The 25,666-nt window shown below is 69.8% G+C and carries 20 protein-coding genes and 1 pseudogene; 18 read left to right on the top strand and 3 right to left on the bottom strand.

All coding sequences use genetic code 11. From position 1 onward, the window contains the following. The first annotated feature begins 13 nt into the window (after window positions 1–13). From recG to N790_RS03280, 4 genes are all read left to right on the top strand, one after another. A complete protein-coding gene (recG, locus tag N790_RS03295; RefSeq protein ID WP_043800684.1) occupies window positions 14–2,095 on the top strand; it encodes an ATP-dependent DNA helicase RecG in 2,082 nt (693 codons plus the stop codon). 34 nt (window positions 2,096–2,129) lie between these two features. Then, a complete protein-coding gene (locus tag N790_RS03290) occupies window positions 2,130–3,062 on the top strand; it encodes a nucleoside hydrolase (protein WP_043800665.1) in 933 nt (310 codons plus the stop codon). Window positions 3,063–3,150: 88 nt separating this feature from the next. Further along, window positions 3,151–3,393, top strand: coding sequence for a type B 50S ribosomal protein L31 (locus tag N790_RS03285; RefSeq protein WP_043800663.1), 243 nt, complete (start codon window positions 3,151–3,153; stop codon window positions 3,391–3,393). A 240-nt stretch (window positions 3,394–3,633) separates the two neighbouring features. Continuing rightward, window positions 3,634–4,923: a citrate synthase gene (locus N790_RS03280; RefSeq protein ID WP_043800662.1), complete on the top strand. Its 1,290-nt coding sequence runs from the start codon at window positions 3,634–3,636 to the stop codon at window positions 4,921–4,923. 57 nt (window positions 4,924–4,980) lie between these two features. Here N790_RS03280 and N790_RS03275 read toward each other — a convergent pair whose 3' ends face one another. After that, window positions 4,981–5,604, bottom strand: coding sequence for a hypothetical protein (locus N790_RS03275; protein WP_043800661.1), 624 nt, complete (start codon window positions 5,602–5,604; stop codon window positions 4,981–4,983). Then, window positions 5,579–8,047, bottom strand: a complete 2,469-nt coding sequence (locus N790_RS03270; protein ID WP_043800659.1) for a penicillin-binding protein 1A — start codon at window positions 8,045–8,047, stop codon at window positions 5,579–5,581. The genes N790_RS03275 and N790_RS03270 overlap by 26 nt, the downstream gene beginning before the upstream one ends. Window positions 8,048–8,291: 244 nt before the next feature. Here N790_RS03270 and N790_RS03265 point away from each other — a divergent pair, with 244 nt between their 5' ends. The 8 genes and pseudogenes from N790_RS03265 to tkt all read left to right on the top strand — a co-directional run bounded on the left by N790_RS03265 (window position 8,292) and on the right by tkt (window position 18,316). Continuing rightward, window positions 8,292–9,350, top strand: coding sequence for a pilus assembly protein PilM (locus tag N790_RS03265; RefSeq protein WP_043800657.1), 1,059 nt, complete (start codon window positions 8,292–8,294; stop codon window positions 9,348–9,350). Then, window positions 9,350–9,937 (top strand): annotated as a pseudogene (locus N790_RS03260) (PilN domain-containing protein); the annotation flags it as partial. The gene N790_RS03265 and the pseudogene N790_RS03260, both read left to right, overlap by 1 nt. Before the next feature lie 2 nt (window positions 9,938–9,939). Next, the gene (locus tag N790_RS03255) at window positions 9,940–10,566 is read left to right on the top strand and encodes a type IV pilus inner membrane component PilO (protein ID WP_043800656.1); all 627 of its coding nucleotides are present in this window, start codon (window positions 9,940–9,942) and stop codon (window positions 10,564–10,566) included. Window positions 10,567–10,577: 11 nt separating this feature from the next. Continuing rightward, a complete protein-coding gene (locus tag N790_RS03250; protein WP_043800679.1) occupies window positions 10,578–11,090 on the top strand; it encodes a pilus assembly protein PilP in 513 nt (170 codons plus the stop codon). Between the two features lie 15 nt (window positions 11,091–11,105). Beyond that, on the top strand, window positions 11,106–13,265 hold the full coding sequence (locus N790_RS03245; RefSeq protein WP_245593734.1) for a type IV pilus secretin PilQ: 2,160 nt from the start codon (window positions 11,106–11,108) through the stop codon (window positions 13,263–13,265). Between the two features lie 131 nt (window positions 13,266–13,396). Then, on the top strand, window positions 13,397–14,923 hold the full coding sequence (locus tag N790_RS03240) for an alanine/glycine:cation symporter family protein (protein WP_211251942.1): 1,527 nt from the start codon (window positions 13,397–13,399) through the stop codon (window positions 14,921–14,923). 13 nt (window positions 14,924–14,936) lie between these two features. Next, window positions 14,937–16,214, top strand: coding sequence for a dicarboxylate/amino acid:cation symporter (locus N790_RS03235; RefSeq protein ID WP_211251941.1), 1,278 nt, complete (start codon window positions 14,937–14,939; stop codon window positions 16,212–16,214). A 98-nt stretch (window positions 16,215–16,312) separates the two neighbouring features. Next, window positions 16,313–18,316: a transketolase gene (gene tkt / locus N790_RS03230; protein ID WP_043800652.1), complete on the top strand. Its 2,004-nt coding sequence runs from the start codon at window positions 16,313–16,315 to the stop codon at window positions 18,314–18,316. Window positions 18,317–18,337: 21 nt separating this feature from the next. Here the strand turns inward: tkt and N790_RS03225 are convergent, their stop codons facing one another. Continuing rightward, a complete protein-coding gene (locus N790_RS03225; protein WP_043800649.1) occupies window positions 18,338–18,628 on the bottom strand; it encodes an ArsR/SmtB family transcription factor in 291 nt (96 codons plus the stop codon). A 117-nt stretch (window positions 18,629–18,745) separates the two neighbouring features. On the opposite strand from N790_RS03225, the gene N790_RS03220 reads away from it, so the two are divergent. The 6 genes from N790_RS03220 to trxC are packed head-to-tail and all read left to right on the top strand — an operon-like array spanning window position 18,746 to window position 25,646. Continuing rightward, on the top strand, window positions 18,746–20,017 hold the full coding sequence (locus tag N790_RS03220) for an NAD(P)/FAD-dependent oxidoreductase (RefSeq protein WP_043800647.1): 1,272 nt from the start codon (window positions 18,746–18,748) through the stop codon (window positions 20,015–20,017). Window positions 20,018–20,034: 17 nt separating this feature from the next. Continuing rightward, the gene (locus tag N790_RS03215) at window positions 20,035–20,238 is read left to right on the top strand and encodes a YgaP family membrane protein (RefSeq protein ID WP_043800644.1); all 204 of its coding nucleotides are present in this window, start codon (window positions 20,035–20,037) and stop codon (window positions 20,236–20,238) included. 9 nt (window positions 20,239–20,247) lie between these two features. Next, window positions 20,248–21,312, top strand: coding sequence for an efflux RND transporter periplasmic adaptor subunit (locus N790_RS03210; RefSeq protein WP_043800640.1), 1,065 nt, complete (start codon window positions 20,248–20,250; stop codon window positions 21,310–21,312). Then, window positions 21,305–24,535: an efflux RND transporter permease subunit gene (locus tag N790_RS03205; protein WP_043800639.1), complete on the top strand. Its 3,231-nt coding sequence runs from the start codon at window positions 21,305–21,307 to the stop codon at window positions 24,533–24,535. Before N790_RS03210 ends, N790_RS03205 begins: the two co-directional genes overlap by 8 nt. Further along, window positions 24,532–25,209 (top strand): c-type heme family protein, encoded by a 678-nt coding sequence (locus N790_RS15105; RefSeq protein WP_084062587.1) that lies wholly within the window; start codon window positions 24,532–24,534, stop codon window positions 25,207–25,209. The genes N790_RS03205 and N790_RS15105 overlap by 4 nt, the downstream gene beginning before the upstream one ends. Beyond that, complete coding sequence (gene trxC, locus N790_RS03195) at window positions 25,206–25,646, top strand: thioredoxin TrxC (RefSeq protein WP_043800637.1); 441 nt, start codon at window positions 25,206–25,208, stop codon at window positions 25,644–25,646. The genes N790_RS15105 and trxC overlap by 4 nt, the downstream gene beginning before the upstream one ends. The last annotated feature ends 20 nt before the right edge of the window (window positions 25,647–25,666 follow it).

The raw sequence follows: 25,666 nt of genomic DNA, 5'->3' as shown, positions 1-25,666 counted from the left end.
CGCCGCGCCCTCGCTGGCCGCGGGCGGCGGGGCGCGCGTGGGCACGCTGCCCGGCGTCGGCCCCAAGGTGGCCGAAAAGCTCGCCGCACGCGGGCTGGAAACCGTGCAGGACCTCTGGCTGCACCTGCCGCTGCGCTACGAGGACCGCACCCGCATCACCGCCATCGCCGACCTCGTGCCGGGCCAGCCGGCCCAGGTCGAGGCGCGGGTGGTGGCGGTCGAACGCAGCTTCCGCTACCGCCCGCTGCTTCGGGTGGCGGTGGGGGACGAATCGCGCGGCACGTTGGTGCTGCGTTTCTTCCATTTCGGCAAGGCGCAGGTGGCGCAGTTCGTGCCGGGGCGGCGGCTGGTCTGCTACGGCGAGGCGCGCCCGGGCCAGCACGGCCTGGAGATGGTGCACCCGAGCTACCGCCTGCTCGCCGACGACGCCGATGCGACGCCGCGCGACCGCCTCGATCCCGTGTACCCGGCCGTCGAAGGCCTGGGCCCCGCCTCGGTGGCGAAGCTGGTGGGCGAGGCGCTGAAACGGCTGCCGCCGGCCGAAGAGCTCGAACTGCTGCCGTCAGGACTGCGCGACCGCCTCGGCCTGCCGACCCTGCGCGAAGCGCTGCTGACCGCGCACCGTCCGCCGCCCGACGCCGACCTGGCGCTGTTCTCCGCCGGCCGCCATCCCGCGCAGCGACGGCTGGCGCTGGAAGAGCTGCTGGCCCACCACCTGAGCCTGCGCCGCCAGCGCATCGCACTGCGCGCGCACGGCGCGATGCCGGTGCGGCCCAAGGGCAAGCTGGCAGCCGCGTTGCGCAATCGCCTTTCCTTCGACCTGACCGGAGCGCAGCAGCGCGTGCTCGACGAGGTTTCCAGGGACATGGCGCGCCCCGAGCCGATGCTGCGCCTGGTGCAGGGCGACGTCGGCAGTGGCAAGACGGTGGTGGCGGCGCTGGCCGCGGCCAACGCGGTCGAGGCCGGGCGCCAGGTGGCGCTGATGGCGCCCACCGAGCTGCTGGCCGAGCAGCACCTGTCGAATTTCCGCGCCTGGTTGGAACCGCTGGGCCTGCGCGTGGCCTGGCTGGCCGGCAAGGTCACCGGCAAGGCGCGCGCCGCGGCCCTGGCCGAGATCGCCTCCGGACAGGCGCAGGTGGTCGTGGGCACGCACGCGCTGATGCAGGAGGGCGTGGCCTTCGCCAGCCTGGCGCTGGCGATCGTGGACGAGCAGCACCGCTTCGGCGTGCACCAGCGCCTGGCGCTGCGCGACAAGGGCCTCTCCGGCAGCCAGGTGCCGCACCAGCTGGTGATGACGGCCACGCCCATCCCGCGCACGCTGGCCATGTCGGCCTACGCCGACCTCGACGTGTCGGTGATCGACGAAATGCCACCCGGCCGCACGCCGGTGACGACGGTGGCGGTCAGCGGCGAACGCCGCGCCGAGGTCGTGGAACGCATCCGCGCCGCGTGCGCCGAAGGCCGGCAGGCCTATTGGGTGTGCACGCTCATCGAGGACAGCGAGGAGGTCGAGGGCCAGGCTGCGCAAAGTACCTACGAACAGCTCGGCGCCGCCTTGCCCGAACTGCGGCTGGGCCTGCTGCACGGGCGCATGAAGCCGGCGGAGAAACAGGCCGTGATGGCGCGCTTCAAGGCCGGCGAACTGAACCTCCTGGTCGCCACGACGGTGATCGAGGTCGGCGTGGACGTACCCAATGCCAGCCTGATGATCATCGAAAACGCCGAGCGCCTGGGCCTGGCCCAGCTGCACCAGCTGCGCGGGCGCGTGGGCCGCGGCGCGGCGGCGTCGAGCTGCGTGCTGATTTACAAGCCGCCGCTGTCGGCGCTGGCGCGCGAGCGGCTGGAAGTGATGCGCGCCAGCACCGACGGCTTCCTGATCGCCGAAAAGGACCTGGAGCTGCGCGGCCCGGGCGAGCTGCTTGGCACGCGCCAGACCGGCCTGGCCAGCTTCCGCGTCGCCGACCTGGCGCGCGACGCCGACCTGTTGCCCGAAGTGCACCGCGCCGCCGATTCGCTGCTGGCCGAAGCGCCGGCGCTGGCCGAGCGCGTCGTCGCGCGCTGGGTGGGCGGCGCGGCCCGCTTCGCCGGCGCCTGAGCGCGGCGAAGCGCGATTCGGCCATAATCGGCCGATGGACGAACGCATCCCGCTGTTGATCGACACCGACCCGGGCGTGGACGACGCGCTGGCCCTGCTGATGGCCTTCGCCGACACCCGCCACGAGTTGCTGGGCCTGACCATCGCCGCCGGCAACGTCGGCCTGCGCCACACCGTGGCCAACGCGCTCAAGCTCTGCGAGGTCGCGGGCGTGGACGTGCCGGTCTACGCCGGCTGCCCGGTGCCGCTGGTGCACCCGGCCGAGGATGCCGCCTACGTGCACGGCAACGACGGCTTCGGCGACACCGGCTACGAGCCCGCCGCGGCCCGGGCCGAAGACGAACACGCCGCGCTGGCGATCATCCGCATCGCCCGCGAGCAGGCCGGCAAGCTGCTGCTGGTCACCCTGGGGCCGCTGACCAACCTGGCCCTGGCCCTGCGCCTGGATCCCGACCTGCCGTCGCGCGTGGGGCGGCTGGTGATCATGGGTGGCGCGGTCACGGGACAGGGCAACACGTCGATCCCGGCCGAGTTCAACATCGCCTTCGACCCGGAGGCGGCCGACGTGGTGTTCCGCGCCTTCCCCCGGGCCGAGGTGGTGGATTGGGAGGCGGTGGTCCGGCACGGTTTCCAGCACCAGGATTTCGACCGCTGGCTGCAGGCGGGGGACGGGCGCGGGCGGTTCTACGAGGCCATCTCGCGCTACACGCGCGACTGGTCGAAGGGCCGGCGCGGTGGGCTTTTCCACAGCGCCGACGCCCTGGCCATGGCCGTGGCCCTGCAGCCCGACGGGGTGCGGCGGGCCGAAGAGCGCTACCTGGCGGTCGAGCTGGAGGGCCGCCTCAGCCGCGGCGCCACCCTGGTAGACTGGCAGCGCCGCACCGGGCGGCCCGAGAACGCCTGGATCCTGCTCGAATACGACCAGGCCCGGTTCGAGGCCCAGGTCCGCGCCGCCCTGGGGGCGTGACGGGCAGGGCGGGGGCGGGCTTGCGGCAGGCGGCGGTTCCGGCCTATAATCCCGGTCTTTCCCACGAATCCACGGCGGAACTCCAGCCATGAAGGCCGACATCCATCCGAACTACAAGGCAGTCGTCTTCCAGGACCTGTCCTCCGACTTCGCGTTCCTCACCCGTTCGACCCTTTCCAGCAAGGAAACGGTCAAGTGGGAAGACGGCAACGAATACCCGCTGATCAAGATCGACATCAGCTCGGCGTCGCACCCGTTCTACACCGGCAAGCAGAAGGTGATGGACACCGGCGGCCGCGTCGACCGCTTCCGCAAGCGCTACGCCAAGTAAGCGCCGGCCCGGCGTCGCCGGGCACGCGGTTCGCAAGGAAGGCCACCCCCCGGGGTGGCCTTTTGCGTTGCGGGAACCGTACCAAAGTCCACGCCTTCGTCACTGACTTCGCGGCGGGGCCTATGCGATACTTCCGCGAATGGTGCCCGCCCCCGGCGCGGCATCTTCCGTTTCGCGTTGCGTGCGTCGCGCCAAGACCTTCCCGGATGCGGCCCGCACATCCCTGAAAGGAGTCAGCCCGTGTCCGACAACAAGAGCGTCGTGCTCAACGCCGCCGGCAAGAACGTCGAGCTTCCCGTCCACCAGGGCACGCTTGGCGCCCCCTGCGTCGACATCACCCGCCTGCCCAAGGAAACGGGCCTGTTCACCTACGACCCAGGCTTCGTGGCGACCGCCAGCTGCCGCAGCGCGGTGACCTACATCGACGGCGACGAGGGCGTGCTGCTGTACCGCGGCTACCCGATCGAACAGCTCGCCAAGCACTCGAACTTCCTCGAAGTCAGCTACCTGCTGATGAACGGCGAACTGCCCAACACCGCGCAGTTCGACAAGTTCGAGCACGAAGTCACCCACCACACGATGATGCACGAGGCCTTCAAGGGCTTCCTGGGCGGCTTCCGCCACGACGCGCACCCGATGGCCATGCTCTGCGGCATGATCGGTTCGCTGGCCGCGTTCTACCACGACGACCTCGACCTCGAGGACCCGGAACAGCGCCGCATGGCCGCCATCCGCCTGCTGGCGAAGGTGCCCACCATCGCCGCGGCCTGCTACCGCTATTCGATCGGCTGGCCGGTGCGTTACCCGCGCAACAACCTCGAGTACGTCGAGCGCTTCCTGCACATGATGTTCGAGGTGCCGAGCGAGCCGCTGCAGCTCAAGCCGGTCGCCGCCAAGGCGCTCGACCTGCTGTTCATCCTGCACGCCGACCACGAGCAGAACGCCTCGACCTCCACCGTCCGCCTGGTCGGTTCCACCGGTGCGAACCCCTACGCCTGCGTCGCCGCCGGCGTGGCCGCGCTCTGGGGCCCGGCGCACGGCGGCGCCAACGAGGCCGTGCTCAAGATGCTGGCCGAGATCGGCCGCCCGGAAGACGTCTCCAAGGCCGTCGACCGCGCCAAGGACAAGAACTCGGGCTTCCGCCTGATGGGCTTCGGCCACCGCGTGTACAAGAACTTCGACCCGCGCGCGACCATCATCCGCGAGATGTGCCACAAGGTGCTGAGCGAGCTCGGCGTGGACGACCCGATGCTGGAAGTGGCGATGCGCCTGGAAGAGGCCGCGCTGAAGGACGAGTACTTCGTGCAGCGCAAGCTCTACCCGAACGTCGACTTCTACTCGGGCATCATCTACAAGGCGCTGGGCATCCCGACCGAGATGTTCACGGTGATGTTCGCCATCGCCCGCACCGCCGGCTGGGTCTCGCACTGGCTCGAGCAGCAGACCGACCCGGAAGCCAAGATCGGTCGTCCGCGCCAGATCTACACCGGTTCCGCCGCGCGCGACTACGTGGGCATGGAAAAGCGCTGAGGCGCGACGCCAGGCCTGTTTGACCGGACGCCCCGCCCCGCGCGGGGCGTTCGCGTTTCAGGGCTGGCCGGCCAGCAGGCGCGCCAGCGCACCGCGGTTGGCGCGGGCCATGGGCGCGTCGTCGAGCGGGTCGAGCGGGCCCTGGCGCTCGGCCTGGCGCGGCAGCACGACCAGTTCGAAGGGCAGGCCGTCGGCTTCGAAATGCCAGGCCGCGAACTCCCGCGCCGGGCCGCGTTCCAGGCGCAGGCGCCGCGGCCGCTGCACGGCGGGGATGGCACGTTCGATCAGTTTTCGCGCCACCGCGTCGGGGTCGTCGGCGTGCAGGTGCAGCTCGATCGCGCTGCGGGCGTCGGCGCTGCCGTCCAGCACCGCGCCGGCCAGGCGGGGCGAGAATTCCGCGAAGAAATCCATCGCCGCCAGCGCGGCCTCGCGCTGCTGGCGCAACCGTGGTTCGTCGCCGCCCGCCGCGAACAGCCGCCGGTGCGCCGCCAGCGCCTCGCGGATCTCGTCGCCCGAGGGCAGCGAGGCCGGGTCGCGGAAGCCCAGGCGCTCGGCGGCCTTGCGCCGGGCGACCACCGGGTCGCCGCCCTGTTCGGCGAGCAGCCGGGCGGCCTCGGCGGCGACCTGGAGGCGTCGCTGGCGGGCGCCCGCGGAATCAGAAGATGTCGAACGCCTCTTCATTGCTCAGCACCGGGTCGAGGTCGAAGCCGGAGGCACTGATGCGGTCGTAGTCTTCGCTCTTGAAATAGTCGCGGACGGCGCCGGGCGTGCCTTCCGGCACCAGGCGGCCGGACTCGGCGCTGACCCAGGCGGTGACCATGCCGGCGGGGACCTCCGGCTCGACGACGGGCACGTCCTTGAGCGCGGTGCGCATGTAGCCGATCCAGATCGGCAGCGCGGCCTTGCCGCCGTATTCGCCGCGGCCAAGCGTGGAGAAGTCGTCCTTGCCGACCCAGACCGTGGTCACCAGGTCGCCGCCGAAGCCGGAGAACCAGGCATCGCGGTGGTCGTTGGTGGAGCCGGTCTTGCCGCCCAGGTCGTCGCGACCCAGCACGGTGGCGGCGCGGCCGGTGCCGCGGCGCACCACGTCGCGCATCAGCGAGTGCACCAGGAAGGCCGTGCGCTCGTCGATCGCGCGCGGGGCCATGGCCCGGTCGGCCAGCGCCTGCGCCTCCTCGGCCTGGGCCTCGGGCGTGGTTTCCCCGGCGGCCGGCGCCGCGGCCTGCGAGGGGCCGAAATCGAAGCCGTCCACCACCGCGGGGTCGCGCTGGCCACCCGGCGCCCCGGCCGTGCCCCGGCCCGGGCAGCGGCGGCAGGCATGCAGCGGCTTGGCCTCGCTCAGCACTTCGCCGTTGCGGTCGAGGACTTTCTCGATGAACCAGGGGTCGACCAGGTAGCCGCCGTTGGCGAACACCGTGTAGCCGCGGGCGATGGACAGCGGCGTCAGCGAGGACGTGCCCAGCGACATCGACAGGTTGGGCGGCAGGCTTTCCTGGCTGAAGCCGAACTGGGTGATGTAGCGGCTGGCGAAGTCCACGCCGATCGCGTCGAGCAGGCGCACCGACACCAGGTTGCGGGACTGCACCATGGCCTCGCGCAGGCGCATGGGGCCGGCGAAATTGCCGGCGTCGTTCTGCGGCCGCCAGACGTTGCCGGCGCGGTCGCGGAACACCACCGGCGCGTCGAGCACGATGCTGGCCGGCGAAAAACCACGTTCGAAGGCCGCGGCGTAGACGAAGGGCTTGAAGCTCGAGCCGGGCAGCCGCTGCGCCTGGGTGGCCCGGTTGAACTTGTTCAGTCCGAAGCTGAAGCCGCCGACGAGGGCGCGCACCGCGCCGTCTTCGGGCTGCAGCGAGACCAGGGCGGCCTGGGCGAGCGGTACCTGGGCGAGTCGCAGCTTGCCGGTTTCGGCGTCCAGCGCCAGCCGCACCACGTCGCCGCGCTTGAACAGCTGGGTGGGCTGCTTGCCGGTCCAGCGGGTGGCTTCGGCGTCGAGCTCCAGCGCCGTGCCGGCCGCCGTCAGCACCTGGGCCTTGCCGTCGGCCACGCCGGTGACCAGGACGGCCGAGAGGCTGCCGACCGTGGGGAAGGGGCGCAGGCGCTTGCGCAGGGCGTCCACGGGCTCGTCCGCAGGCAGGTCCAGCCGGGCTTCCGGGCCGCGGTAACCGTGGCGCCGGTCGTATTCGAGCAGGCCTGATTGCAGCGAGCGCACGGCCGCCGTCTGGTCCTCGGAATCGAGCGTCGTATAGACCCGCAGGCCGCTGGTGGTGGCGTCGGCGCCGTAGCGCTGCTCCATCTCGGCGCGCACCATCTCGGCCACGTAGGGCGCCTCGACCTCGACCTTGGGCTCGTGCGGGCTGGCGTTCATGGGCTCGGCCTGGGCCGCGCGCTCCTCCGCCTCGGTGATCATCCCCTCCTCGCGCATGCGCTGGATCACGTAGTTGCGGCGGATCAGCGCGCGCTCGGGATTGATGATCGGGTTGCCGCTGGAGGGGAACTTGGGGATGGAGGCCAGGGTGGCGGCCTCGGCCAGGGTCAGCTGGTCGAGCGGCTTGCCGTAGTAGTACTCGGCGGCCGCGGCCACGCCGTAGGCGCGGTTCCCGAAGAAGCTCTTGTTGAGGTAGAGCTCGAGGATCTCGTCCTTGCTGAGTTCGCGCTCCATCTTCAGGGCCAGGAAGATCTCGGTGATCTTGCGGGTGTAGGAGTACTCGGCGCTGAGGAAGAACTGCCTGGCCACCTGCTGGGTGATGGTGCTGCCGCCCGGGACGCGGCGGTCGTCCGTGGTGGCCAGCAGCCAGACCGCGCGGCCGATGCCGCGCCAGTCCACGCCGGGGTGCTCGTAGAAGCGGGCATCCTCGATGGCGATGAAGGTCTGCTTGACCCGCTCCGGCACGTCCTCGATTTCCACCGGGAAACGGCGGGTCTCGCCGATCAGGGCGATCAGCTTGCCGTCCCGGGAATAGATGCTCAGGGGTACCTGGAGCTGGACGTTGCGGAGCTCCTGGACGTCGGGCAGGCGGGGGGAGATGAGCCAGTAGAGGATGCCGATGGCAGCCACGCCCAGCACGGCCAGTCCGGCGAAAAGGATCAGTGCCCGGCGCAGCAGGCGTTTGAATCGGGCCATCCAGGGCCTCTCCCGAGGTTTACATCGACGTGGGGCAGGGAGTATAGAACGTGGCATGGTCGGGCTGCGCCGTGGGGGCGGCCGGTTCCCGGCCCTGATTGCGTCTTGATAGGGAAGCGTGGGGTCGGCCAGGGGACGGCGAGGGGCATCCGGTCCGGGGGGGCATTGCCATTTGGGAATTTTTCGTTATTTAATGTAATGGCGCACCATTCGTGTGTAAGCGCCCGTCGGAAGGGGAGAAACCGTGGGTCTTTTCGGAAATGCCAAGACACCGCTGGTCGGCCTGGACATCAGCTCCACGGCCGTCAAGCTTTTGCAGCTCACCGAGTCCGGCGGGCGGTATCGCGTCGAGCACTACGCGGTTGAGCCCCTGCCTCCCAACGCCGTCGTCGAGAAGAACATCGTCGAGGTCGAAGCCGTCGGCGAGGCCATCAAGCGTGCCGTCGCGCGCTCGGGCACCAAGGCCAAGCACGCCGCGGCCGCGGTTTCCGGCTCCTCGGTGATCACCAAGGTGATCCCCATCCAGGGTGACCTGGACGAGGACGCGCTCGAGGACCAGGTCCAGCTGGAGGCCTCGAACTACATCCCGTACCCGATCGACGAGGTCAGCATCGACTTCGAGGTGATCGGCCCGGTGCCGAACAACCCCGAGATGATCCAGGTGATGCTGGCGGCCTCCCGCACCGAGAACGTCGAGCTGCGGCAGTCCGCGCTCGAGCTCGGCGGGCTCACCGCCAAGGTCATCGACGTCGAGGCCTTCGCGATGGAGAACGCCTTCAAGCTGGTCGCCGACCAGCTGTCGGTGCCCAAGGACGCGATCGTGGCCCTGGTGGACATCGGCGCGACCATGACCACCCTGAACGTGCTGCGCGGCCAGCGCAGCATCTACACCCGCGAGCAGGTGTTCGGCGGCAAGCAGCTCACCGACGAGGTGATGCGCCGCTACGGCCTGAGCTACGACGAGGCGGGCCTGGCCAAGCGCCAGGGCGGCCTGCCGGAGAGCTACGAGGTCGAAGTGCTCGAGCCGTTCAAGGAAGCGCTGGTCCAGCAGGTCAGCCGCCTGCTGCAGTTCTTCTACGCCGGCAGCGACTTCAACCGGGTTGACCAGGTCGTGCTGGCCGGTGGCTGCGCCTCGATCGCCGGCATCGGAAACCTGGTCGAGGAACAGCTCGGCGTCCCGACCGTGATCGCTAACCCGCTCGCCAACATGGCGCTCGGCCCCCGTGTCCAGGCCCATGCCCTGGCGCAGGACGCGCCGGCGCTCATGATCGCCTGCGGCCTGGCCCTGAGGAGCTTCGACTGATGGCCAGAATCAACCTGCTTCCCTGGCGCGCCGAGCGGCGCAAGCAGCGCCAGAAGGAATTCATGACCATGCTCGGCCTCGCGGCCGGTGCGGCGCTGCTCCTGAGCTTCCTGATCGTCATGTATTACAACGGTCAGATCGAGGGCCAGCAGAATCGCAACGAGTACCTGCGCGACCAGATCAAGCTCGTCGACGAGCAGATCAAGGAAATCGAGGCCCTCGACAAGAAGAAGGCCAACCTGCTTGCCCGCAAGCAGGTGATCGAAGAGCTGCAGGCCAGCCGTTCGCAGATGGTGCACCTGTTCGACCAGCTGGTCCGGACCATCCCCGAGGGCGTGCGCCTGAATTCGATCGCGCAGTCGGGCCAATCCCTGACCCTGACCGGCCAGGCGCAGTCCAACGCCCGCGTCAGCTCGTACATGCGCAACCTCGAGGAATCCGGCTGGATGGCCAACCCCGACCTCTCGATCATCGAGGCCAAGGGTGACGACAAGGGCCTGCCGAATGCCTTCACCCTCAAGGTGAAGCTGCAGACCCCGAAGAAGGAAGGCGAAGAGGCTGATGCCGCCGACGTGGCGGGAGGTGCGCGATGAGCAGCAAGAAGGTTGATCTCCGCAACCTCGATTTCAACAACGCCGGGGCCTGGCCCATCCAGGTGAAGCTCGGCGCCTGCGTGCTGCTGGGCGCGGTCATCATCGGCATCGCCTGGTACCTGTTCGTCAGCGACCAGCGCGTGATGCTCGAGAAGGAAGAGCGCACTGAAATCACCCTGCGCGAAGAGTTCCAGGGCAAGCAAGGCCGCGCCGCCAACCTCGAGCCGCTGAAGCAGCAGCTGGCGCAGATGGAGGTCATGCTGCAGCAGATGCTCCGCCAGTTGCCCAGCAAGAACGAAATGCCCGACCTGATCGTCGACATCTCGCAGACCGCCCTGGCCGCCGGTATCAACAACGAACTGTTCCAGCCCGGCGCCGAGAGCCAGCGCGAGTTCTACGCCGAGAAGCCGATCCAGCTGCGCATGGTGGGCACCTACCACCAGTTCGGCGCCTTCGTCAGCGGCGTCGCGTCGCTGCCGCGCGTGGTCATCATGACCATGCACGACATCTCGCTGCAGCCGCGGTCGGGTACGGACGGCACCCTGGTCCTTTCGGGTACGGTCAAGACCTATCGTTACCTCGACGACGAGGAATCGAACACCACCGCGGGAGGCGCCAAGTGATGGTCCCGTCCATGACCCGGAACGCCATGAGCGCCCTGCTCGTCGCCGCCGTGGCCCTGTCCCTCTCGGCCTGCACGCGCGGCAGCCGCGACCTCGAGGCCTGGGTGGCCGAGGTCAAGGCGCGCCCGGCGCCGCCGCTGGACCCGCTGCCGGTGATGAAGCAGTTCGAGACTTTCGAATACGCCGCGCAGGACCTGCGCGACCCGTTCAGCCAGCCCACCGCCGACCGCGATGGCGGCAACGCGCTGCGCCCGGATCCGAATCGCCGCAAGGAGGTCCTCGAGGCCTTCCCGCTCGACAGCCTCGACATGGTCGGCACGATCGGCGAAGGCGGTGGCGTGGTGGGCCTTGTGATGGGGCCGGACCGGGTGACGCATCGGGTCCGGTCGGGGAACTACTTGGGACTCAACGACGGTCGCATCACCGCGGTGTTCGAAGACCGCATCGAGATTGTCGAACTCGTACCGGATGGGGCAGGTGGCTGGCTGGAACGTCCGGCCAAGATCGCCCTTGAAGACAATTGATTGGGGGAATGCACGATGACCGCGAATAAAACGATCGGCGAGGGGATGGGCACCAAGCGTCACTGGGTGCTGACCATGGGAGCGCTCGCCGTCGGCCTGGCGACGTCCCTGTCCGCGATGGCGGCGAACGTCCTCCAGGACGTGCGTTACGCCTCGGCCCCCGGGGGCAAAGTGGACATCACGCTGCAGTTCGCCGAACCGGTGGGCGACGTGCAGGCCTTCACCACGGACACGCCGCCGCGCATCGCGGTGGACATCCCGGGGACCACCAACGGGCTGAGCCAGCGCCGCGTCGTCATCGGCAGTGGCGCGACTTCGGCGGTTTCCGCCGTGGAAGCCGGCGGCCGCACCCGCGTGGTCGTGGACCTGTTCCGACCCGCGGGCTACACCACCCGCAGCGCCGGCAACCTGCTGGTCCTGACCGTGGACGCCGGCGCCCAGCCCAGCAGCCTGGCCACCGGATCCGACCCGACCAAGAAGGTCGCCTCGGACATCGAGGTCGCCAACATCGACTTCCGCCGCGGTGAGAACGGTTCCGGCCGCGTCATCCTCCGGTTCACCGGTGACGGCGCCGCCGCCGACATGCGCAATGAAGGTTCCCGCGTGGTGGTCGACGTGGCCAACGCGAGCATCCCGGAGTCGCTGCGCCGCCGCCTCGACGTCACCGACTTCGCCACGCCGGTCCAGAGCCTCGAACCGAACGCGAACGCCGGCAGCACCCGCCTGGTGATCAACACCAACGGTGCCTTCGAGTCGATGGCCTACCAGACCGGCAACGAGTACGTCATCGAAGTGACGCCCAAGCGCGCCGCTCCCGCGGCCGTGGTCGCCGGCGCTCCCGGCCGTGCCGCCGGCGCGGTGGCCGGCGATGCCGAGGCCAAGCGCTACTCCGGCCGCCCGGTGACCTTCAACTTCCAGGATGTGCCGGTGCGCACCGTCCTGCAGCTGATCGCCGAAGAGTCCGGCCTGAACGTGGTCGCCGCCGACACCGTTCAGGGCAACGTCACGCTGCGCCTGATCAACGTGCCCTGGGACCAGGCGATGGACATCGTCCTGCGCGCCAAGCAGCTCGACAAGCGCCGCGACGGCAACGTCATCTGGGTCGCGCCGCAGAAGGAAATCGCCGAATTCGAGAAGGCGGTGGCCGATGCCCGCATCGCCAATGAAGAGCGCGAACCGCTGATCACCGAGTACATCCCGATCAACTACGGCAATGCCGAGGAAATCGCCAGCCTGCTGACGGAAGACAGCAAGAGTGCCAGCGGCGGCGGCGGTGGCGGCGGCGGCAGTAGCGGCAGCCAGCGTACCCGCGGTTTCCTCTCCCCGCGCGGTAGCGTCAGCTTCGACAACCGCACCAACACCCTGCTGCTGATCGACATCGCGAGCAAGGTGGCCGAAGTGCGCAACCTGCTGGCCACGCTTGACCGCCCCGTCGACCAGGTCCTGATCGAGGCCCGCATCGTGGTGGCCACCGAAGTGTTTGCCCGCGAACTGGGCGTCATCTTCGGCGTGCAGGACCGCACCGGCACGCTGGCCAACAGCAACGAAACCACCACCGACTCCGGCTTCGCTGTCGACCTGCCGGCGACGACCCCGGCCGGTGCCCTGAACCTGAGCATCCTGCGCCAGGACATCGCGCTCGAGCTCGAGCTCTCCGCGCTCGAGGAAGAAGGCCGCGGCGAAGTGGTGTCGAACCCGCGCGTGATCACCGCCAACCAGCGGGAGGCCGTCATCCGCCAGGGCGACGAAGTGGCCTACCTGACTATCCAGCCGGCCACCACGCCGGGTGCGGTCGCGACGGCCACGGTCGAGTTCAAGGAAGTGCTGCTTGAGCTCAAGGTCACCCCGACCATCACCCAGGACGGCCGCGTCTACCTGAACCTCGCGGTGAAGAAGGACGAGGTCAGCGAGCTGATCGCGAACCCGGCCGGCGGCTTCATCCCGCAGATCGCCAAGCGCGAGGTCAGCACTGCGGTGCTGATCGACAACGGCCAGACGGTCGTGGTCGGCGGCGTCTACGAGTTCAAGAGCCGCGACGACCTGCGCAAGGTTCCGTTCCTCGGCGACCTGCCGGTGCTCGGCAACCTGTTCAAGAACAAGTCCAAGGGCATGGAGAAGGCCGAGCTGCTTATCTTCGTGACCCCGCGCATCCTGCAGGTTGCGCACAAGGGCTGAAGCCCGCTGCTGGAAACAACGTGCTGACCGGACAGGGCCGCGAAAGCGGCCCTGTTTCGTTTCACGCCATCTGAATTGCCTGCCGGGCCACCTGCGGTAAGCTGGCGCAGACCCACCAACAGGCACCTCCGGTGACGAAGACGCTCATGCGCCCCGCCGGCGCCCTGGCTGCCCTCGCGGCGTCCGAGGCTGCCGCCGCCCCCACGTTCGATGACCGCATCCAGTCCGTATTCGGCCCCGTGGCCGATACGCTCGCCAGGTTCGTGTTCGTGGAAGTGCCACTGCCCGGCGGCCTGAGCGCGCCCTTGATCGTGTTGTGGCTGGCCGCGGCAGCCTGCTTTTTCACGGTCTATTTCGGCTTCATCAACGTGCGCGGCTTCGGCCATGGCTTCCGCCTGATCCGGGGGGATTTCGCCGAGCCCAACGGCCCCGGCGAGGTCAGCCACTTCCAGGCGCTAACCGCGGCGGTTTCCGGCACGGTGGGCCTGGGCAACATCGCCGGGGTGGCCGTGGCGATCACGGTAGGTGGCCCGGGCGCCACGTTCTGGATGATCGTGGCCGGCCTGCTGGGCATGTCCACCAAGTTCGTGGAGTGCACCCTGGGCGTGATGTTCCGCAGGCAGAACCCGGATGGCACCGTGTCAGGCGGGCCGATGTACTACCTGCGCGACGGATTGGCGAAACACCGGCCGGGGCTGGCCGGCGTGGGGCGCGGACTCGCTGTCTTCTATGCCGCGTGCATCGTGGCGGGCGCGGTGGGCTCGGGCGCCCTGTTCCAGGCCAACCAGACTTTCGCCCAGGTGCTGAACGTCACCGGTGGCGCCGACGGCCCGCTGGCCGGGCGCGGCTGGTTGTTCGGCCTGGTGCTGGCCGCGCTGACCGCCATCGTGGTGGTGGGCGGCGTGAAGCGGGTGGGCCAGGTCACGGCGCGCCTGGTGCCCGGCATGGCCTTGCTCTACCTGGCGGCCGGCGTGGCCGTGCTGCTGGTACATGCCGACCGCATCCCCGACGCCCTGCTGGCCATCGTGCGCGGTGCCTTCAGCGGCGAAGCGGCCTATGGTGGCGTGCTGGGCGCGATCATCGTCGGCTTCCGCCGCGCGGCCTTTTCGAACGAAGCCGGCCTGGGCTCCGCGGCCATCGCGCACTCCGCCGTGCGCACGCGCGAGCCGGTGACCGAGGGCTTCGTGGCCCTCTGGGAGCCGTTCATCGACACGGTGGTGATCTGCACGATGACGGCGCTGATCATCATCGTCTCCGGCGAGTACCTGCAGCCCGGCCCCGACGGCGTGGCGCTCACGTCCGATGCCTTCGCGTCGGTCTTCGCCTGGTTCCCGTACGTGCTGACGGTGGTCGTGTTCCTGTTCGCCTACTCGACCATGATCACGTGGGCCTACTACGGCTCGAAGGCCATCGGCTACCTCACCGGCGAATCCACCCTGGCCCAGAACCTCTTCAAGCTGGCCTTCCTGGCCATGACGGTGGTGGGTTGCTCGATGCAGCTCGGCAGCATCGTCGGCATCGCCGATGCGCTGCTGCTGCTGATGTCGGTTCCCAACCTCATCGGCGTCTACCTGCTGATGCCGGTGGTCAGGCGCGAACTCGAAAGCTACCTGGCGCGCCTGCGCTCGGGAGAGATCCGCCCGGCCGCCCGGCCATAACCGGAGGAAGCCCATGGCCACGATGTCCCTGCACACCCGCATGCTGGTCGGTTTCGTGGCCGGCGTCGGCTTCGGCCTGGCGGCGAACGTCTTCGCCGCCGACGCCGGCTGGCTCGACGCACTGGTGCACTACGTCGCCGACCCGATCGGCCAGTTGTTCCTGCGCCTGCTCTTCATGCTGGTGATCCCGCTGGTGTTCTCGGCCCTGGTGCTGGGCGTGGTGGAGATCGGCGATCCGAAGTCGCTGGGACGCATCGGCGGCAAGACCCTGGCGTGGATCCTCATCGTCACCACCATCGCGGTGACGATCGGGCTGGTGGTGGTCAACATCATCCAGCCCGGCCGCGGCCTGCCGCCGGAACTGGGCCAGTCGCTGATCGCCCAGGCCGGCGAACGCGGCGCCCAGATCGCCGCGGGGCGCGAGGCTGTTTCGGGCATCAGCGTCCTGCTCAACATCGTCCCGCGCAACCCCGTGCAGGCCGCCGCCAATGGCGACCTGATCGCGGTGATGTTCTTCGCGCTGGTGTTCGGCATCGCCGCCACCGTCATCCGCAGCGAGGGTACCCGCGCCTTCGTGGCCACGGTGCAGGGCGTGTACGAAATCTGCCTGAAGCTGATCGACTGGGTGATCCGGCTGGCGCCCTATGCCGTGGCCGCCCTGTTGTTCTCGATCACCGCCAAGCTCGGCTTCGACGTGCTGGTGCAACTGGCGCGCTTCGTGGCCACGGTGCTGCTGGCGCTGGGCATCCACTTCTTCGTGGTGTTCCCGGTGCTGCTGCGGGTGTTCGGCGGCATGTCGCCGCTGGCCTTCTTCCGCGGAGCCCAGCCGGCGCTACTGACGGCGTTCTCTACGTCCTCGTCCAGCGCCACGCTGCCGACGACGCTGAAGGTGGTCGAACAGGGCCTGGGCGTGCCGCGTCGGGTGGCCCGCTTCGTCTGCACGCTGGGCGCCACCGCCAACATGAACGGCACGGCCCTGTTCGAAGGCATCACGGTGCTGTTCCTGGCCCAGTTCTTCGGGGTCGAGCTGGGCCTGCTGCAGCAGGCGCTGGTGCTGGCCATGTGCATCCTGGGCGGCATCGGCGCGGCCGGCGTGCCGGGTGGCTCGCTGCCGGTGATCGCCATGATCCTGGCCCTGTTCGGCATCCCGCCCGAAGGCATCGGCCTGATCCTGGGCGTGGACCGGCTGCTCGACATGTGCCGCACCGTCGTGAACGTGGGCGGCGACATGGTCGGCTCGGTGGTCATCGGCCGCAGCGAGCCGGCCGCCGAGCCGTCCCCGGTGCCGTAACACCCCGGGTCCGGCACCCGCAAGGGCGACAGCGGGCGCCCGGTCGGCGACAATAGCGCCCCGTCGGCCCGGCCCCGGGCCCCGTTCTGGACGCCCTCATGACGACGCCTTCCCGCCGCGACCTCGCCAACGCCATCCGCTTCCTGGCCATTGACGCCGTCGAGGCCGCCAAGTCCGGCCACCCCGGCATGCCCATGGGCATGGCCGACATCGCCGAGGTGCTCTGGAACGACTTCCTGAGCCACAACCCGAACAACCCGAAGTGGTTCAACCGCGACCGCTTCGTGCTGTCCAACGGCCACGGCTCGATGCTGGTCTACGCGCTCCTGCACCTGTCGGGCTACGACCTGCCGATGGAGCAGCTGCGCCGGTTCCGCCAGCTGCACAGCAAGACTGCCGGCCACCCCGAATACGGCCACACGCCGGGCATCGAAACCACCACCGGCCCGCTGGGCCAGGGCCTGGCCAACGCGGTGGGCATGGCGCTGGCCGAGCGCCTGCTGGCGCAGCGCTTCAACCGACCCGAGTTCGACGTGGTCGACCACCACACCTGGGTGTTCCTGGGCGACGGCTGCCTGATGGAAGGCGTGTCGCACGAAGCCGCCTCGCTGGCTGGCACCTGGGGCCTGGGCAAGCTGATCGCCTTCTGGGACGACAACCGCATCTCGATCGACGGCGACACCAGCGGCTGGTTCACCGACGACACCCCGGCGCGCTTCGAGGCCTATGGCTGGCAGGTGATCCGCAAGGTGGACGGCCACGACCCGCAGGAAATCATCCAGGCCATCAAGACCGCGCAGGCCGAAACCGGCAAGCCGACCCTGATCTGCTGCCGCACCACCATCGGCTTCGGTTCGCCGGGCAAGGCGGGCAAGGAATCGAGCCACGGCGCCCCGCTGGGCAAGGACGAGGTGGCCGCCACCCGCGAAGCCCTGGGCTGGCCGCACGCGCCCTTCGAGATCCCCGCCGCCATCGCCGATGGCTGGCGCGCCGGCAACGCCGGCCTGGTGCGCGAGGAGCAGTGGAACCGCCTGTTCGACGCCTACGCCAAGGCCTACCCGGAGCTGGCCGCCGAGCTGGTGCGCCGTTCGCACGGCGAACTGCCGGAAGGCTTCGCCGACGCCGCCCGCGCCTATGCCGCCAGGCTGCAGCTCGAGGGCCCGGTGGTCGCCTCGCGCAAGGCCTCGCAGATGGCGCTGGACGCCTTCGGCCCGCTGCTGCCGGAGCTGGTGGGCGGCTCGGCCGACCTCGCGCACTCCAACCTCACGCTCTGGAAGGGCAGCAAGTCGGTCACCACGAACGACGCCAACGCCAACTACGTGCACTTCGGCGTGCGCGAGTTCGGCATGAGCGCCATCTGCAACGGCATCGCGCTGCACGGCGGCTTCATTCCCTACGACGCGACCTTCCTGGTGTTCTCGGACTACTCGCGCAACGCGCTGCGCATGTCGGCGCTGATCCCGACCCGCACGATCCACGTGTTCACCCACGACTCGATCGGCCTGGGCGAAGACGGCCCGACCCACCAGCCGGTCGAGCACCTGGCGTCGCTGCGCTACATCCCGAACAACGACGTCTGGCGCCCCTGCGACGCGGTGGAATCGGCCGTGTGCTGGCAGGCCGCCATCGAGCGCACCGACGGCCCGAGCTGCCTGGTGTTCAGCCGCCAGAACCTGGCGCACCAGCCGCGCACGGCGCAGCAGGTGGCCGACATCGCCCGCGGCGGTTACGTGCTGTCGGACCCGGGCGAGGGCACGTTCGACCTGATCCTGGTCGCCACCGGCTCGGAAGTGGAGCTGGCCATGGAGGCCATGCGCCGCCTGGCGGGCGAGGGCGTGCGCGCCCGCGTGGTGTCCATGCCCTGCGCCGAGGTGTTCGCGCGCCAGCCGCTGGAGTGGCGCGAGGGCGTCCTGCCTTCCTGGTGCCGCAAGCGCGTGGCCGTGGAAGCCGGCGTCACCGGTTACTGGCGCCAGTTCGTCGGCCTGGACGGCGCCGTCGTCGGCATCGACCAGTTCGGCGCCTCGGCCCCGGCCGAACAGCTGTACAAGCACTTCGGCATCACCGTCGAGGCGGTGGTGGACGCGGCGAAAGCCCTGCGCTGACCCGCCCCGGAAGGCCCGGGATCAGGCGGTCCCGGGCACGCAAAGATTGCGGTGCAGCGCCTCGATGACGTCGTGCACCGTGCCGTCGGCCACGGAGTAGAACACCGCCTGCGCCTCGCGCCGGGTGTTCACCAGGCCCTTCTCGCGCAGCACCGCCAGGTGCTGCGACAGCGCCGACTGGCTCAGCGGCACCAGGGCGTTGATCTCGCCCACCGACATTTCCCGTTCGATGAGAAGGCACAGCACCCGCAGGCGCTGCGGGTTCGCCATGGCCTTGAGCAACTCGGCCGCGGCTTCTGACTGTGTTTCCATTTGACGGGCGGGGCTGGCCATGACGGGCTCCGGGGTAATGTTGACATTATGCCACAATGCTAATTAAGCTACAACTAAATTAGCAGCGCCGGATATCCCGGCCGCCGGGAGGACGTCATGGCCAACATCGTGGTACTGGGCGCAGGCATCGGGGGCATGAGCGCCGCCTATGAAATCCGCGCCGAAATCGGCAAGGAACACCGCGTCACCGTCGTCGGCGACGGCGACCTCTTCAGCTTCACCCCGTCGAACCCGTGGGTGGCGGTGGGCTGGCGCAAGCCCAAGGACATCCAGATCGGCGTGCGGCCGCACCTGGCCAAGAAGGGCATCGAATTCGAAAACGCCGGCGCGGCCGAAGTACTGCCGGCCGAGAACCGCATCCGCCTGCGCGACGGCCGCGACCTGGCCTACGACTACCTGGTGATCGCCACCGGCCCGCGCCTGGCCTTCGACGAAGTGCCGGGCCTCGGCCCCGAGGGCGGCTTCACCCAATCCATCTGCACCACCGAGCATGCCCACACCGCCTGGGCGGCCTACGAGGCCTTCCTGAAGGATCCCGGCCCGATCGTGGTCGGCGCCGCCGCCGGCGCCAGCTGCTTCGGCCCGGCCTACGAGTTCGCCATGATCCTCGACGCCGACCTGCGCAAGCGCAAGCTGCGCGACCGCGTGCCCATCACCTACGTCAGCCCCGAGCCCTACGTCGGGCACATGGGCCTGGGCGGCGTCGGCGACTCCAAGGGCCTGCTCGAGGCCGAGTTCCGCCAGCGCCACATCAAGTGGATCGCCAACGCGAAGATCACCAAGGTGGAAGCCGGCCTGATGCACGTCGATGAAGTCGACGCGCGCGCCCAGACCCTGGCCAGCCACCAGCTGCCGTTCAAGTACTCGATGGTGCTGCCGGCCTTCACCGGCGTGGACGCCGTCCGTTCGGCCAAGGAAATGTGCAACCCGCGCGGCTTCGTGCTGATCGACGCCCACCAGCGCAACACGAAGTACCCGAACATCTATTCCGCCGGCGTCTGCGTCGCCATCCCGCCGGTCGAGCCCACGCCGCTGCCGGTGGGCGCGCCCAAGACCGGTTTCATGATCGAGTCGATGGTCACCGCCATCGCCCACAACATCGCCTCCGAACTCGCCGGCAAGCCGGCCGAGGAAAAGGCCACCTGGAACGCGATCTGCCTGGCCGACATGGGCGACACCGGCGCCGCCTTCGTGGCGCTGCCGCAGAACCCGCCGCGCAACGTGACCTGGGCCAAGGTCGGCAAGTGGGTGCACCTGGCCAAGGTGGCCTTCGAAAAATACTTCCTGCGCAAGATGAAGACCGGCAACACCGAGCCCGTGTACGAAAAGTACGTGCTCAAGCTGCTGGGCATCGTCAAGCTCAAATGACCTCAAGGAGAAACCCCATGAACCTCGACCGTGCCGTGATGGCCTTCGCCGGCGTGATGATCCTGATCAGCGCCGCCCTCGTGTATTTCGTCTCGCCCTGGTGGCTGCTGTTCACCGCCTTCATCGGCCTGAACCTCATCCAGTCCTCCTTCACCGGCTTCTGCCCGGCGGCGATCGTGTTCCGCAAGCTCGGCTTTTCGGCCGGCTGCGCCTTCAAGTGAGGTAAGCGCATGTCCCCGTCCCGCGCCCTGCTGCCCGTCGCCCTCGCCACGCTCCTGCTGGCGGCCTGCGGCGGAGAACCGCCCGCCCCCGCGGCCGCGCCGCCGGTGTCCTTCCAGACCCTGGAAGTGGAGCCGCGCACTTCCGCGCGCGAGCGCAGCTGGGACGGCGTGGTGGAGGCGGTGAACCAGGCCACGCTGTCGGCGCAGACCGCCGGCCGCGTGCTGGAGCTGCCCTTCGACGTGAACGACTACGTCGAGGCGGGTCAGGTGGTGGTGCGCTTCACCGACGTGGAGCAGGTGTCGGCGCAGCGTCGCGCCTCGGCGGCGCTCAATGCCGCCCAGGCCGATTACACCGAGGCCGAATCGGCCTTCCGCCGCACCGAGGAACTGGTGGCCAAGCAATTGCTGGCCAAGGCCGCGCTCGACCAGGCCCGCGCCCGCCGCGACGCCGCCCGCGCCGCGCTCGAGGCCGCGCGCGCCGGCGTCAGCGCCGCCGGCGAGCAGGTCGATTACACGGTCATCCGGTCGCCGTACTCGGGCATCCTGGTCGAGCGCCACGTCGAGGTGGGCGAATCGGTGCAGCCGGGCCAGCCGCTGATTTCCGGCCTGTCGCTGCAGAACCTGCGCCTGGCCGTCGAGGTACCGCAGAGCGACATCGCCGCCATCCGCCAGTACGCCGAGGCCACCGTCATCCTGCCCGGCGGCGGCCGCATCGCCGCCGAGAAGGTGATCGTGTTTCCCTACGCCGACCCGGCGACGCACAGCTTCAAGATCCGCGTCGAGCTGCCCGAGGTCGAGACCGGCCTGCAGCCCGGCATGACGGTGAAGGTGGCCTTCAAGACCGGCGAAGCGGAGAACCTGTGGATCCCGACCTCGGCCCTGGTGACGCGCAGCGAAGTGACCGCGGTCTACGTGGTCGGCGCCGACAACCGCGTGGCGCTGCGCCAGGTGCGCCTGGGCCACCGCCGCGAAGGCGAAGTGGAGGTGCTGGCCGGCCTGGCCAAGGGCGACCGCATCGCCGCCGATCCGCTGGCGGCGCTGGCCCACCTGGCGGGGGAGTCCAACGATGGCTGAGCCGCGCTTCGGCCTCTCGGGGCGCCTCGCCCGCGCCTTCCAGGCCAATCCGCTGACGCCGGTGCTGGCGGTCGCGGGCCTGCTGCTGGGCCTGTTCGCCACCATGATCACGCCGCGCGAGGAAGAGCCGCAGATCGACGTTACGATGGCCAACATCATCGTCCCGTTCCCGGGCGCGCCGGCCGAGGACGTGGAGAACCTGGTCAGCGTGCCGCTGGAGCAGGTGCTTTCCGAGATCGACGGCGTCAAGCACGTGTATTCGGTGAGCCGCGCGGGTTCCTCGCTGATCACCGTGGAATTCGCCGTCGGAGTGCCGCGCCAGGACGCCCTGGTGCGCCTTTACAACCAGGTCTATTCCAACGCCGACTGGGCGCCGCCCGGCCTCGGCGTCGGCCAGCCGCTGGTGCGGCCGATGGGCATCGACGACGTGCCGGTGATGGCGGTGACGCTGTGGACCGACGACCCCGCCCGCGGCGGCGTCGAACTGGCCGAAGTGGCGCACACGCTGGAGTCCGAACTCAAGCGCGTGCCCGGCACGCGCGACGTGTACACCATTGGCGCGCCGGAGCGCGCGGTGGTGGTCGAGCTCGACGCCAACCGCCTGGCCACCTACGGCATGACCGCAGACGACCTGGCCGGTGCGCTCGGCGCGGCGAACCTCGTCACCCAGGCCGGCGACCGCGTCGCCGCCGACGGCGTGCGCCCGCTCACCGCCGGCCGTTACCTGGCCGACGCCCAGCAGGTCGCCGAACTGGTCATCGGCCTGCAGGGCGGCCGCCCGCTCTACCTGGCCGACGTGGCCGACATCCGCCGCGGCGCCGACCTGCCCACGCAGTACGCCTGGTACACCGCGCCGGAAGGCCGCGTGCGCCCGGACGGCGGCGTCGCGCCCGCGGTCACCATCGCCATCGCCAAGAAGCCGGGCTCGAACGCCGCCGACATCACCACGGCCATCGCCGACCGCCTCGAGGGCCTCAAGGCCACCGTCATTCCCGAAGGCATCCGCGCCACCATCACCCGCGACTACGGCTACACCGCCAACGACAAGGCGATGAAGCTGATCCAGAAGCTGGTGTTCGCCACGCTGTCGGTGGTGCTGCTGGTGCTGTTCACCCTGGGCTGGCGCGAGGCCATCGTGGTCGGCAGCGCGGTCATCCTGACGCTGGCCATCACGCTGTTCGCCTCCTGGGCGATGGGTTTCACCATCAACCGCGTGTCGCTGTTCGCGCTGATCTTCTCGATCGGCATCCTGGTGGACGACGCCATCGTGGTGGTCGAGAACATCCACCGGCACATGCGCCTGGGCGGCAAGACCCTGCTCGAGGCCATTCCCCCGGCCGTGGACGAAGTGGGCAGCCCGACCATCCTGGCCACCTTCACCGTCATCGCGGCCCTGCTGCCGATGGCCTTCGTGTCGGGCCTGATGGGCCCGTACATGCGGCCCATCCCCATCAACGCCTCGGTGGGCATGCTGCTCTCGCTGGCCATCGCGCTCACCGTCACGCCCTGGCTGTCGCTCAAGCTGCTTTCGCACCATGCGCACCCGGCGGGCGAGGGCGGCCACGAATCGGCGCTGTCGGCGAAGGTGCGCGGCCTGTTCGAGCGCGTGCTGCGGCCTTTCCTCGACCCGGCCAAGGGCTGCAAGCGCCGGCGCAGCCTGTTCCTGGGCATCGGCATCGCCGTGCTCGCCGCCGCCAGCCTGGCGGTGGTGCAGCTGGTGGTGCTGAAGATGCTGCCCTTCGACAACAAGTCCGAATTCCAGGTGGTGGTGGACCTGCCCGAGGGCACGCCGCTCGAGCGCACCAACGCGCTGCTGCTGGAGCTGGCGCAGTCGCTGGCCACCGTGCCCGAAGTGATGGACATCCAGGGTTACGCCGGCACCTCGGCGCCGGTGAACTTCAACGGCCTGGTGCGCCAGTACTACCTGCGCCAGGGCGCGAACGTGGGCGACCTGCAGGTGAACCTGGTGGACAAGCACGAGCGCGACCGCCAGAGCCACGAGATCGCGCTGGCGGTGCGCCCCGCGCTGGCCGCCATCGGCCGGGCCTACGGCGCCTCGGTGAAGGTGGTGGAAGTGCCGCCCGGCCCGCCGGTGATGGCGCCGCTGGTGGCCGAGATCTACGGCCCCGACCTGGCGCGCGCCCGCGAGATCGCCCGCGACCTGCAGGCCCGCTTCAGCGCCACCGAAGGCATCGTGGACGTGGACAGCACGGTCGAGGCCGAAGCCGAGCGCGAGCTCGTGCTGGTGGACCGCGACCGCGCCGCGCGCCTGGGCGTGAGCCAGGCCGCCATCGCCCAGGCGCTGCAGCTGGGCGTGAGCGGCCGCGACGCCACCTACCTGCGCGACGGCGCCTCCAAGTACCCGGTGCCGGTGCGCCTGCGCCTGCCGGCCGGCGACCAGGCCAGCCTCGACCAGCTGCTCACGCTGCGCGTGCGCGCCGGCGACGGCCGCCTGGTGCCGCTGTCGGAGCTGGTCACGGTTCAGCGCCTGCCCTGGGAGCCGGTCATCTACCGCAAGGACCTGCTGCCGGTGGTTTACGTCACCGGCGACGAGGCCAGTGACATCGACAGCCCGCTGTACGGAATGTTCGACCTGGTCGGCCAGGTCGGCGACGCGCCGCTGGCCGGCACCGAGGTGGAGCAGCGCTTCCTGTCCGCGCCCGTCGCCACCCAGGGCTTCTCGCTCAAGTGGGACGGCGAGTGGCAGATCACCTACGAAACCTTCCGCGACATGGGCCTGGCGTATTCCGTGGGCCTGCTGCTGATCTACCTGCTGGTGGTGGCGCAGTTCCGCGACTACGTGGTGCCGCTGGTGATCATGGCGCCGATCCCGCTCACCGTGATCGGCGTGATGCCGGGCCACGCGCTGCTGGGCGCGCAGTTCACCGCCACCAGCATGATCGGCATGATCGCGCTGGCGGGCATCATCGTGCGCAACTCCATCCTGCTGGTGGACTTCATCAACCAGTCGATCGCCGAGGGCCATGCGCTGGCCGATTCGGTGGTGGAGGCCTGCGCCGTGCGCGCGCAGCCGATCGCGCTGACCGGCCTGGCGGCCATGGCCGGCGCCTTCTTCATCCTCGACGACCCGATCTTCAACGGCCTGGCGATCGCGCTGATCTTCGGCATCCTGGTCTCCACGGTGCTCACGCTGGTGGTGATCCCGCTGCTGTATTTCGTGCTGCTCAACGCCCGCGCCGGCAAACAGGGAGCCCGTGCATGAAGACCCGCCATCGTTTCGCCCCGGCGCTTGCCTTGGGTATGTTGGCCGCGTGCGGCAGCGAGCCCGCGCCGGCGCCGGTCGCCGTCGAACCCGGTCCGGTGCCGGAGACTGCGCCCGAGGCCACGGCGCCGGCCCCGGGGACCGTGGTCGCGGCGCCCGATGCCCAGGCCCGCGCCCAGGCCGCGATGAAGGACTTCGCCGAACGCCTGCGCGGCCGGCTGCGCGAGGCCATGACCCGCGACGGCGCGCCGGCCGCGGTGGATTTCTGCCACCTCGAGGCGCCGCGCATCGCCGAACAGGTGATGGCCGAACACGGCGTGCGCCTGGGCCGCGTGGCGGTGCCCGGCCGCAACCGCAATCCCGGCAACGTGGCCGAGGGCTGGCTGCAGGAACTGGCCGTGTCCTTCCAGGCCGCGGTGGACACCGGCGGCGCGCCCGAGGCGCAGGTGGCCGTGCTGCGCGAAGACGTGCCGCCCGGCATCGAGTTGCGCATGGCGCGCGGCATCCGCGTCGAGGCCGCCTGCCTGATGTGCCACGGCGACAACATCGCCCCCGAAATCGCCGCCCGCCTGGCCGAACACTACCCGGGGGACCGCGCCACCGGCTTCAAGGAAGGCGACCTGCGCGGACTGATCTGGGCCGAAGTGCCCGCCAACCCGGGAACCACGCCATGAGCGAAAACCTCGTCCTGGCCTGTCCGCACTGCCACGGCATGAACCGCGTGCCGTCGGAGCGGCTGTCCGCCCAGCCCAACTGCGGCCATTGCCACAAGCCCCTGTTCACCGGCCATCCGGTGGCGCTGGGCGTGGACCATTTCGCCGCCCACGCCGACCGCAGCGAACTGCCGCTGCTGGTCGATTTCTGGGCGCCGTGGTGCGGGCCGTGCCAGATGATGGCGCCGCACTTCGAGCGCGCCGCGGCCATGCTCGAGCCGCAGGTGCGCCTGGCCAAGGTGGACACCCAGGTCGAGCCCACGCTCGGCCAGCGCCACGGCATCCGCAGCATTCCCACCCTGGTGCTGATGCGCCAGGGCCGCGAGATCGCGCGCCAGTCCGGCGCCATGGATGCCAATGGCATCGTGCGCTGGACCCGCCAACACCTGGGCGCTTGAGCGCCCGCCGAGAAAGGGAG

The sequence above is a fragment of the Arenimonas malthae CC-JY-1 genome (assembly GCF_000747075.1).
GTDB lineage: Bacteria > Pseudomonadota > Gammaproteobacteria > Xanthomonadales > Xanthomonadaceae > Arenimonas > Arenimonas malthae.
This window is presented reverse-complemented; position numbering and strand designations above follow the sequence as displayed.